We start from the raw sequence: 11,507 nt of genomic DNA, 5'->3' as shown, positions 1-11,507 counted from the left end.
ATTTCTCACAGGGACGTGGTTATTTTATGGAAGCCTATACACATCGCATCAGCCTTGCGGGCAGACAGGCTCGCTATTATGACTTACAGCAACTAAGTTCAGCCAATCAAACTGATTATAAACGTGTGCCTGCCCATTTTTATGGGGGTAATAGCTTTACCGTTGGTACTTATACGCCATTATTAAATGAGCTGGCAGCCAGCTTTGAGCTTAGCTCATTGGCATTACGCGGCTATTGGTACGATAAGCCGCAGAGTCGTCGCCTGACCCGTGAGCAAGACGCTGAGATGCTGATTGAATTTTTAGAAAAAACCCAAGATAAGCCAGTTGTTGGCATTGGACACTCTCAGGGTGCAACTGCTACTGCCATAGCGGCAGCTCAGCGTCCAGAGCTTTTCTCAGAGCTCTATCTTATCGAGCCTGTTACCTTTACCAAAAAACAAGCAAGAATATATAATCTGTTGCCGCGGCAGTTTTTACTAAGCCAAGAACCCTTTAAAAGCACATTAACTAAGCAGACCACTTGGGCAAGTATTCAGGAATATTATGAGCACTTGAGGGCACAGCGGGCATATCAACGTATTAGCGATATAAACCTAAGAACCTTTGCTACACAAAACCTGAGCGCTAATAATGACGGTAGCTATACTCTGCTATTCTCACCAGAACAAGAATTAGCTAATTATTTTGGTGCCCCTCATATTGATGCTGCACTCAAGAAATTAAGCTGCCCTTACACTTTGATTACTGGCAAACCCACCTTATTTATCAATCCAAAAGTGCGTAAACAATGGCACAAATTTGTTCCTGATAGCAGTATTATTTCCTTACCAGAGTATGGACATTTATTACCCATGGAGGCGCCAGAAGTCTGCGCTCAAATTATTAATGAGCATTATCAGAGCAATAAATAAGCTGACTTATGACTGACCTTTTTGCGCCCAAGCTGACTGACAATCTACTGCCTTATGACGGTCAGGTAAATGACTTAGGGATTGTGATCGATTATCCCAGCCCCTTATTTTATAACTTGGTGACTGAGTTACCTTGGCAAGAAGATATCGTTACTTTATTTGGCAAGACACATGTCACAACGCGTCAAATCGTTTGGATGGGTGATAGCGATATCGATTATCAATACTCTGGTCATACGCGTCAAACCATACCTTGGACAGATACTGTGTTTCATGTGAAACGTCATATCGAACAGAAATTAACAGATCTTGGAATTGGTGTTAAATTTAATTCCTGCTTACTCAACTATTATCCTTCTGGTGAGGATGGTATGGGCTATCATGCCGATGATGAACAAGAGCTTGGTGAGCAACCAGTTATTGCTTCATTATCTCTTGGCGCTACGCGTAAATTTGTCTTTAAGCATAAAAAAACTCAAGATAAAGTTGAGCTTTATCTTGAGTCAGGTCAGCTAATTGTCATGCATGGAGATACTCAGAGCTTTTGGAAGCACAGTATTACCAAGACTAAAAAGGTAGCCACAGGACGCATTAGCCTAACCTTTCGGCAAATGTATCCAAGTAATTAAGATTAGCCATTAGCTAAATCTGTTATCGAATCAAACTCGGCTCAACTGACTTTCAATACCAATTTACCAAAAGCATCGCCTTTTTGCAGCTCATGATGGGCGATAACGACTTCTGATAATGGATAAGTCTTTTGCAAACGTAAAGTCAGTTGACCATCTGCTACCAGCTGTAGCACTCGTGCCATATCCTCCCCATTACGCTGAGCCGCATAACCTTCAACGCTTAGATTTTTTTGATTGCCTGCTTCTTTGAGTTTATCTACCCAAATTGTTGGTAGCACATATACACGTCCAGACTCTTTGACAACATCTAGCGCCCTTACACCCGCTTCATCACCGACCAAATCCAATAAGACGTCGGCTTGCAGCTCAGGGAACGGATCATTTTTGGTGTAATCAATCCAGCCTGTAAGCTGGCTCGTATCTATCAGGCTATCCAGTTTTTTATACTTTTCTGCTGAACAAATAAGCGTGACTTTGATATTATTTTTGGCAACTTTATCCATCAATAGCTGTATCAACAGATGACCAACACCGCCTGCTGGGGCATTCATCACTATATGCTCGCCTTCTTTGATATCAGCAAACTCAACAAACTGTAGCGCCGTTTGTCCGATACAAGGTAGTGCACCTGCCTGCTCTAGGGTGACCGCTTCAGGCACACGTGCCAACAGTTTGGCATCAACAGCGACGTATTCAGCATAGCATCCACCGTTAAAAGTTAATGCTGCAACTTTATTGCCAACAGCAAATTTTGTACTTTGACTGTCAACCACTGTGCCTGACATATCAAAGCCCAAAATCGCTAGTTGATTATGATCAAATCTGTCTTTTTGAATATTGGTGGCGCCCCAGCCTTTACCTTGACGAGTTTTATAATCAACTGGATTGATACCGGCGTAAGCAATTTTTACCAGTACTTGCTCATCTGTCAACTCAGGTACGGTAACATCATCTTGGTATATCATGACTTCAGGTTCACCAAACTCACGTATGAGTACGGCATTTTGAGTAATTATGCTTTTATCAGACATTGTTTATCATCCTTGTTTATTTTACGATTTAACATTATTTCTTCCATTAATAATTTTTACTCTATAGCAACGCCAATTCTGCACTCAAAGGCAGATGATCAGACAGGGTTGACCACGGTTTACCCGTATGTACCCAAGCATCTTTTATTCTGAGATTACGGACATAGATACGGTCTAAGCTCAATACAGGTAGCTTTGCTGGAAAGGTAGGCAGCAGCTTACCGTGACAATGTTTAAAAGCTTCCGTCATACCCAAGCTTGATGCCAATCTATCACAAGACATTTTTTTCCAGTCATTAAAATCGCCTGCCAAAATCAGTGGCTGGTCAGGGGCAATCTCATCTCGGACATAGTTAGAAATCGCTTCATATTGCTTGATACGATCGCGCTCAAATAAGTTTAAATGGGCGCATAAAACCACCACTGGCACCTCCCAACCTACTGGCTGCACTTCACAGTGTAAAACCCCGCGCTGCTCAAGCTTATTGACCGTAATATTGACGTTGTGCTTGGGATCAAGTGGAAATCGACTCAATACGGCATTGCCATGATGGCCGTTATCGTACTCTGAATTTTTGCCATAACTGTTTTCTAATTGCAGATATTCACCAAACCATTCGTGCTGAGACTGGTCAGGGTATTCATTATATTGAATATTGCGCTTAAGGTTTTGCCCTTGTACTTCTTGTAGACAGAGTATGTCTGAACCAATAATACCAAGTGCTTGGGCAATACCCTGAACTTTGACTTGGCGGTTCATCGGCGACATGCCTTTATGAATGTTATAACTTGTCAGTACAAAAGAGGTGGTATTAGTCATCATGGTAGTAGTCATAAACTCAGTATTTATAGAATAGATATTGGGTATTGAATATGGTCAGCTCAAAATAAAAAATAATCGTTTGAAATAGAATCGAGGCAATATAAAACCATACATGTAAGAAGAGCATTGGCTCATACCTAACCAATGCTCTCATACTATACCTATGTGCTATCAATGACCAATGGCTAATTCGTTACTGAGCCTATGTCATCTATTAATAGCGGGTGACAAGAGCAATCGGTTGGTCTGCATTCATAATATCTTGTGGCATGAAGACCGCTTTACCACCATTATGAATGACATGCTCAATGATTTCACCAATAGCATCATCAGTGATACCTTCTGCACTTGAATCATCCGCAAGACTTAGCGTTTGCGCTTTTTCATCAATTTTAGCTGGTTGAATATAGCCACGGCGGACATACAAAGTATCGCCTATACCCTGAAAAGCACTGCGATAGACTTCTTGCAAATCAGTCTGTAGTTTGTTTGCCCCACGCGCTTTATCAATCTCGCCCAGTGCCGCTTGGTGTAAGGAGGTACGATAACCTTCTACCGCTTCTTGTACACTGTTGATAACATGCTGCGCACCACCCTCATCTAGATTGGTGGCATTTGATACCGTAGCGATAATATTGTCCGGACGGTCACAAACATCTTTATAGTAGCCAATATTTTTGCTATCACCGACTACGACTAGCGGCATTTTATGCTCGCCCCACAGCTCTTGTACGCTTTTATCTACTTGGTTAAAGAACTCTTTTAACGCACTACTCTCATTGTTCGCTGAGCGATCTGATCCGCCATCGCTTGTCGTATGAAGTCCATTATTGTCGATAGGAAAAGGAATGTTTTCCATATTATTTTGGGCAGTATCGTCTAGATCAAACTCTCGTATCACGCGATCATTAGAGGCTTCAATCAAACGTGCCTTATCACGAGTCAATACCAAAGTATAATAATGCACAGCGCTTGCCATATCACGCACTAAATCACGGGTCGCAAAACGATGTGAGATAACCACACGCTCGGTGGTATCAATAGGCATACGGATCACTTGCACATCATCAGTACTAGCAAAAATAGCTAAGGTATCTAGATTAAGATTATGATTCAGCTCTTTGGTCTTGGCATGAATATTGTCTAAAATAGTCGCCGCGGTACGCTTATCATATTCATTGGTTAAGCGTTCTTCTACGACTTTTAATTGGTTTTTTAAGGCAATAGGGTCTTTGTCATTGGCAGGGTGTTCGCGGTGCGTTTTGACAAAAATACTGACTGCTGGATTCGCCTTTGTCTCGCGTAAGCTTTTGAGAGTTGCTTTCATTTATTGCTCCTTGTTTTATGACTATAAATTTCCAGTATTACTTTTAGTAGGCCTTGCCTGTTATTTATTTTAGATTTTTGCACTCAAGCAACGACATACTCTTAATAACATAGCATGCTTAATACGCTATTCATACTACAACACTATTAACGCCAGCTACCCTACAACCCTACCAACACGACCAAGCAAGCTATAGGGTTAATTTGCAAGCAAATGATGATGCTTTGTAAATAATATCAACGCTTGCCACAATAACCTTAATAACAGTAGCCTTGATAAATGTCTCTTGATTCACAGCTTAGCAGAGCTCAAGCTTTCAGCTTGTATTTTCACCGATGAAGACCCATCATTTAAATATTACAATGCTGATTATTAACAATGGTTGTCCATACCCCATAATGACTAGCCTCATATTAAGCTATTTAACTTTGAGAAACCTTGATATTAATATATCTTTAAAATATAAACAGTAACGCCTGTTAATCATTTGAACGATTTGAATAATTACGCCAAATTAAGCCCTTTTATCTATCAAACTCATTATTTATAACGGAACCTTTTATGACTTCTATTTCTTCAGACTTACACCTTGTCGATTTTGCCGATACTGCACCAAGTACTTTACAACAGCAAGTAATTAATGCCATTGACTTGGCTAATGCATTTTTAGATGAATTGACGGTATGTAAAGATAGCAAGGATACGTCTACCCCGATAGACGCTGGGCAAGCGCTAATTGATATAAAAAACTTTGACCATATCAATTTGGCATTGGATCGAAGTTGGGGCATTTTGTCGCATCTGAATAGTGTCATGAGCAATGATGAGATTCGCCATGTCCATCATGAGCTGTTACCAAAACTGTCTGCCTATGGTACGCGCGTTGGGCAGCATCAGCCGCTATTTAGTCGTTATCAAGCGATTGTCAATGATAAAGCATTCTTTGCAGCGCTTGAGCCAGCACGAGCACGAGCTACTGAGCTTGCGCTACGCAGCTTTGAGCTATCAGGGGTTGCACTCCCAAAAGCAGAGCAAGATAAATTTGCGGCTATTCAAAGCAAGCTGTCTACGTTATCAGCCACTTTCTCAGACCATGTTTTAGATGCCACTCAAGCTTATGCGTTGCCGCTTCAAAATGAGCAGTTAGCAGGTTTGACTAAAAGTGGTTTGGCATTAATAGCCGATGCTGGTGAGCAGTATAAAACAAGCCAGCTTGCAAATGGTTCGCTCACGCAAACAGAGATTGATACCTTACCAACGCCTTATTATGTGGCAAGCTTAAATATTCCTGTGTATCTTGCCATTATGACCCATGCCGATGATCGCAACTTGCGCGAGACATTATATCGAGCCTATGTCACTCGCGCCTCTGAGTTTGATGAGCATACTAATGCTAAAGGTCAGTCTCTAAATAACGCAAATATCATGAGTGAGATTTTGCAACTGCGGGAACAAAAAGCCAGACTATTGGGTTTTGATAACTACGCAGAGGTATCGCTATCGACCAAAATGGCAGACAGCGTGGCAGAAGTAGAAACCTTTTTACGTGATTTAGCAGTGCAAGCAACGCCAACTGCTGCGCAAGATTTGGTGCAATTGCAAAAATATGCGCAAGATTACGGTATTGAAGATTTGCAGCCGTGGGACAGTGCTTATATCGCCGAAAAGGTCAAACAAAGCGAGTTTAGCTTATCGCAAGAAGAGATTCGCCCGTATTTCCCATTACCAAAAGTGATTAGCGGGTTATTTGCTATCGTTGAGCGTTTATACGGTATCAAAGTACAAGAGCAAAATGAATCCGTATCACGCTGGCATGATGAGGTGCGTTTTTATCAGTTATTTGATGCTGATGATAACTTGCTTGGCGGTTTTTACTTTGATTTATTTGCCCGTAGTGGTAAACGCGGCGGCGCCTGGATGAGTGGCTTTCAGTCACGTTATAGTTATGCAGAGCAAAACCATCAACAACTACCAGTGTGCTTTATGGTCGGTAACTTCACCCCAGCACTCGATGGTAAGCCAAGCTTATTGACTCATGATGAAGTTGTCACCTTATTTCATGAATTCGGTCACGGTTTACATCATCTGTTGACTCAAGTAACGGTAGGCGATGTTGCTGGCGTCAATGGCGTAGAATGGGACGCCGTCGAGCTGCCAAGCCAGTTTATGGAAAACTGGGCGTGGGACGCGGAAGGTATTGCTCTTATTAGCAGGCATGTCGAAACTGGCGCCCCATTACCAAAAGAGAAACTCGATGCGCTATTGGCAGTCAAAAACTTCCAAAGTGGTTTACAAACGCTCCGTCAAATCGAATTTGCTTTGTTTGATTTAATGATTCATGCGCACACGCCGGCGCTCGATTATGAAGGTATTTTGACTACGCTTAACAGCGTACGTAATAATATTGCCATTTTACAGACGCCTGATTACAACCGCTTTGCCAATGGCTTTAGTCACATTTTTGCTGGTGGTTATGCCGCTGGTTATTATTCTTATAAATGGGCAGAGCTGTTGTCTGCTGATGCTTTTAGTAAATTTGAAGAAGACGGTATTTTTAACCCCATCGCAGGTAAAGCCTTCCGTGAGAGTATTTTATCAGTGGGCGGTAGTTTTCCAGCTAAGGTGAATTTTGAAAACTTCCGTGGTCGTAGCGCCAGTATTGATGCTTTGCTACGTCATAGCGGTTTTTCTGATATTAAAGACCAGACAAAAAGTAGTACGGCTGCCAATGCGTCAATAACACGCGAGGTGATTTAAATGCGCTATCAATCAACGCGTCCAAAGCGACAGTTTTTAGCAGGCGTTCGCTGCCCGAAATGTCAGGTCATGGATGCGGTAGTACAAGTCAATATCGTTGTGCCAGTGCCTGATGAATATATTGAATGTACGCTATGCGGGCATACTGAACATCGCCCTGATCCTGATGAAATCAGCGCAAAGAACCATCTTGAAGACCAATTAACTCGTGACGCCATGATTACCGGAACCAGTGGGACGGTCAAATTCAAAGAATAACCCTTTATATTTGACGATCAGACAGTCATATCTCATGATTGCTATAAACAATGCTGTATTTAATCGCCCTTCTATCAATAGATGGGCTTTTTTATTTCGAGTTTGCTATAGTATGGCAGGATATCTTTCACCTAAATTGAACGTAGTATGAAAAGCAAAAAAATGCGTCCTTTCTCCCATAAAGTCTCAAAAAAAACCACCCATTCTGCTAAGTCACGCCAAAAATGGTGGTTTGGTATTTTATTAATTGTGCTGTTAATCGGTTATTTCGTTTGGAAAGGCACGGCACCTCAATCTAATCAGAGCTCTGCTGAAAATTTGCCGGTGACTTCCGAACAAGATAAGCCTACACAGATTGCCTCTGTACCATTAGAAGATGACGTTAATAATATTATTGATGATGAAAATCAAGGTGGCGCTAGCATGACGGATTCTGATATCTCAGATCCTAAAGCCATCTTAGAAGCCCCATTACCAAAAACGAACAGCTTAGCCAAAGAAGAGATTGATCGTTTAGAAGATGAACGTAAGCGCTTAGCCGAACAAGAAAAGCTCGCTGCTGAACAGATTGCCATGACCAAACAATTAACTGAACTAAAAGCTCAAGAAATCGCATTACTTGAGCAACAAATTGCCCAATTAGAGACTGATACTGCGGTTAAAACCAACACTAATTAGCAGTTATCGCCAAATAATATATGCTTTTATTCAGGGGTTGATGATGGCATCTTTGCAACTCATTCATAATCCTATTCTAAATAGCAGCGCTCAGCTGCTCATACTTCCTGTTAATAGCGCTGGTATGCTTTTAGATCCTATTTTGACTCGCGCAAAAACCCTATATCCTGATAATTATCAACGTTACTATCTTGCGTGCCGTGATGGTAGCTTAATGGTTGGTAGCTGTTTGCTGCATAAACGTATACGTGAACAGGCTGGGCTTAGTGTCAGTAATAATGGCAACCAACCCAGTTATATTGCTAACCTTGTTATATCAGATCACCCTTATCATCCAATAAGAGTACGCTGGTTGACGGCAGCTTTAGTAGATTTGCGACAACAACTGACAACACTGATACGCTATCAAGGTGTCCGTCACATCGCTCTACTTGCCCGTCCCCTTATTTACAACCATTCACGCAATGAAGCCAATCCTTCGACCAATGAGCCTTTTATAACAAACGCACTTCCATTGGATTGGCATATTGATATATTGCCTCTCATAACCCATTATTTAGCAAATTTACTTAAGCTTCGCATTGATATCCATGTACCTAAAGACGTTACCATATAGCAAATTTTCTAATTTTAATTATATTTCACATCCATAAAAAAACCGCCTTGAGCACTCATAATAAGTGAGTCAAGGCGGCTTTTTAAATATTAACGCTATCAAATATCAAGCATTAGCTCTGCTCAATACCTTTCATAGTCAACTTAATACGGCCACGATTATCAACATCTTGAACCAATACTTTAACGATTTGACCCTCAGTCAGATAGTCAGATACGTTTTCTACGCGCTCATCAGCAATTTGCGAGATATGCACGAGACCATCAGTATTTGGCAATACGTTAATAAAGGCACCGAAGTCAACGATACGAGCAACCGTACCTTCGTAAGTTTTACCTACTTCAACTTCTGCTGTGATTGCTTCGATTTTAGCAATCGCTGCTTTAGTTGCTGCTTTGTTTTCACCAAAGATACGAATCGTACCGGCATCATCGATATCGATAATCGCGCCAGTTTCTTCGGTTAGCTGACGAATCGTTGCGCCGCCTTTACCGATAACATCACGGATTTTGTCCGGATTGATTTCAATTACGGCATAGTTAGGTGCATGAGCATTAATTTCAGTACGACTTTCAGGCAATACTTTGTTCATCGCATCTAAGATATGGATACGACCAGCATGAGCTTGCTTTAACGCTTGCTCCATGATATCTGGGGTAATACCTTCGATTTTAATATCCATTTGTAGTGCAGTAATACCATCTTTAGAACCAGCGACTTTAAAATCCATATCACCAAGATGATCTTCATCACCTAAGATATCAGACAATACCGCAAAGCGCTCGCCTTCTTTAACCAAACCCATGGCAATACCAGCAACCGGTGCTTTAATTGGCACACCAGCGTCCATCAATGCCAAACTTGCACCACAAACAGAAGCCATAGACGATGAACCATTTGATTCAGTGATCTCAGATACCACACGGATAACATATGGGAAGCGATCGCTATCAGGCAGCATCGCTTGTACACCACGGCGTGCTAGACGACCATGACCGATTTCACGACGTTTAGGAATGCCTTCACGTCCCGTTTCGCCTACTGAGAAATGCGGGAAGTTATAATGCAACATGAAATGGTCACGAATCGTACCCGCTAGTGAGTCAATCATATTGACGTCACGAGTATTACCAAGGGTAGTCGTTACCAATGCTTGTGTTTCACCACGTGTAAACAATGCTGAACCATGAGTAAATGGTAATACACCAACCTGTACATCAAGCGCACGAACCGTCTCTAAATCACGACCATCAATACGTGGCTTACCTGACAAGATATTGTCACGAACGGTACGATATTTTAGATCGTTATAGATTTCTTTTAGCTCAGATACGGTATCACTATAGCCTTCTGACTCAGCATCACCAGCAAGAGCAGCAATAGCGGCGTCTTTAATTTCATCAAGCTTGCTGTAACGAGCTTGCTTATCAGTAATGGTATAAGCGTCAGATACTTGCGTACCAAACTGCTCTTTCATACCAGTCTCTAACGCTTGATCGCGTACAGGAGCGGTATATTGCTGCTTAGCAGTACCAATTTCTGCTGCCATTGAAGCAATGTTATCGATAACGATTTGCTGTTGCTGATGACCGTATAAGACCGCACCTAGCATTTGATCTTCTGATAGCTCTGCAGCTTCAGATTCAACCATCAATACCGCAGATTTAGTACCAGCGACAACCAAGTCAAGATCACTTTTTTTAAGCTCTTCAATGGTCGGGTTTAGTACGTATTCGCCATTGATAAAACCAACACGCGCAGCAGCAACAGGACCATTGAACGGGGCATCAGAGATAGCTAGCGCTGCTGAAGCACCGATTAGTGCTGCGATATCTGCTGATTGAGTTTTATCAGATGATACAACCGTTGCCGTGATTTGAATCTCGTTGACATAGCCTTCAGGGAATAGCGGACGAATTGGGCGGTCAATCAGACGCGAGGTTAGCGTTTCAGACTCGCTCGCACGACCTTCACGTTTACCGTAAGCACCTGGGATTTTACCCGCAGCATACATTTTTTCTTGATAGTTAACGGTCAATGGAAAGAAGTTTTGACCTTCTTTAGCATCAGACTTTACAACCGCTGCTACCAATACAGTAACACCGCCCATATGGACTAAAATAGAGTTGGCTTGACGCGCAATACGTCCTGTTTCGATAACAACTTGCTGGTTACCGTATTGGAATTCACGCTTAATGGTATTAAACATTGTCATATAATTTTCCTAATATTGACTGACGAAATAATATCAGCACAAAAAACACTGATATCTGTCATTAAAATTCTTTGTATATAGCTTCTAATCGACCATCTTTACAGTTATAAATTCTGTCTATCGAAGCTATTATTATCAAATACTTATCTTATGCTACTGGCTTGTCTGGCTCGCTTAGCCCTGCCTATTGATTGCTGCTGAAATTCGGTTTTCTATGAACATCATTTAGATTTTTATAGCATCAAAACCACTCCAT

Annotated in this window: 10 protein-coding genes; 6 read left to right on the top strand and 4 right to left on the bottom strand. The window is 41.7% G+C overall.

The annotated features are described in order from the left end of the window. Nucleotides 1–26 precede the first annotated feature (26 nt). Both AC0J5Y_RS00465 and AC0J5Y_RS00460 read left to right on the top strand, forming a co-directional pair. Nucleotides 27–914, top strand: a complete 888-nt coding sequence (locus tag AC0J5Y_RS00465; RefSeq protein WP_475131044.1) for an alpha/beta fold hydrolase — start codon at nt 27–29, stop codon at nt 912–914. Between the two features lie 8 nt (nt 915–922). Continuing rightward, nucleotides 923–1,543: an alpha-ketoglutarate-dependent dioxygenase AlkB family protein gene (locus tag AC0J5Y_RS00460; RefSeq protein WP_475131043.1), complete on the top strand. Its 621-nt coding sequence runs from the start codon at nt 923–925 to the stop codon at nt 1,541–1,543. Between the two features lie 41 nt (nt 1,544–1,584). Here the strand turns inward: AC0J5Y_RS00460 and AC0J5Y_RS00455 are convergent, their stop codons facing one another. The 3 genes from AC0J5Y_RS00455 to AC0J5Y_RS00445 form a co-directional block, all read right to left on the bottom strand. Beyond that, nucleotides 1,585–2,577: an NADP-dependent oxidoreductase gene (locus AC0J5Y_RS00455; RefSeq protein WP_475131042.1), complete on the bottom strand. Its 993-nt coding sequence runs from the start codon at nt 2,575–2,577 to the stop codon at nt 1,585–1,587. 61 nt (nt 2,578–2,638) lie between these two features. Continuing rightward, the gene (locus AC0J5Y_RS00450) at nt 2,639–3,397 is read right to left on the bottom strand and encodes an endonuclease/exonuclease/phosphatase family protein (protein WP_475132173.1); all 759 of its coding nucleotides are present in this window, start codon (nt 3,395–3,397) and stop codon (nt 2,639–2,641) included. 217 nt (nt 3,398–3,614) lie between these two features. Beyond that, entirely contained in the window at nt 3,615–4,727 is a 1,113-nt protein-coding gene (locus tag AC0J5Y_RS00445; RefSeq protein WP_475131041.1) for an AOC03_06830 family ribosome hibernation factor, read from the bottom strand. 561 nt (nt 4,728–5,288) lie between these two features. On the opposite strand from AC0J5Y_RS00445, the gene AC0J5Y_RS00440 reads away from it, so the two are divergent. The 4 genes from AC0J5Y_RS00440 (at nt 5,289) to AC0J5Y_RS00425 (ending at nt 9,036) form a co-directional block, all read left to right on the top strand. Continuing rightward, nucleotides 5,289–7,484 carry a M3 family metallopeptidase gene (locus tag AC0J5Y_RS00440; RefSeq protein ID WP_475131040.1) on the top strand — a complete coding sequence of 732 codons (2,196 nt, stop codon included), beginning with the start codon at nt 5,289–5,291 and terminating at the stop codon, nt 7,482–7,484. Then, nucleotides 7,485–7,742: a YheV family putative zinc ribbon protein gene (locus AC0J5Y_RS00435; RefSeq protein WP_475131039.1), complete on the top strand. Its 258-nt coding sequence runs from the start codon at nt 7,485–7,487 to the stop codon at nt 7,740–7,742. Between the two features lie 147 nt (nt 7,743–7,889). Beyond that, entirely contained in the window at nt 7,890–8,420 is a 531-nt protein-coding gene (locus AC0J5Y_RS00430; protein WP_475131038.1) for a hypothetical protein, read from the top strand. Nucleotides 8,421–8,463: 43 nt separating this feature from the next. Further along, complete coding sequence (locus AC0J5Y_RS00425; protein WP_475131037.1) at nt 8,464–9,036, top strand: macro domain-containing protein; 573 nt, start codon at nt 8,464–8,466, stop codon at nt 9,034–9,036. A 112-nt stretch (nt 9,037–9,148) separates the two neighbouring features. Here AC0J5Y_RS00425 and pnp read toward each other — a convergent pair whose 3' ends face one another. Next, on the bottom strand, nt 9,149–11,251 hold the full coding sequence (gene pnp, locus AC0J5Y_RS00420) for a polyribonucleotide nucleotidyltransferase (protein WP_475131036.1): 2,103 nt from the start codon (nt 11,249–11,251) through the stop codon (nt 9,149–9,151). Nucleotides 11,252–11,507 lie beyond the last annotated feature (256 nt).

This window comes from Psychrobacter sp. TS_SC_6 (assembly GCF_056156305.1).
Note: the sequence above shows the minus strand (reverse complement) of the source record. Positions and strands in the feature narration are given on the sequence as shown.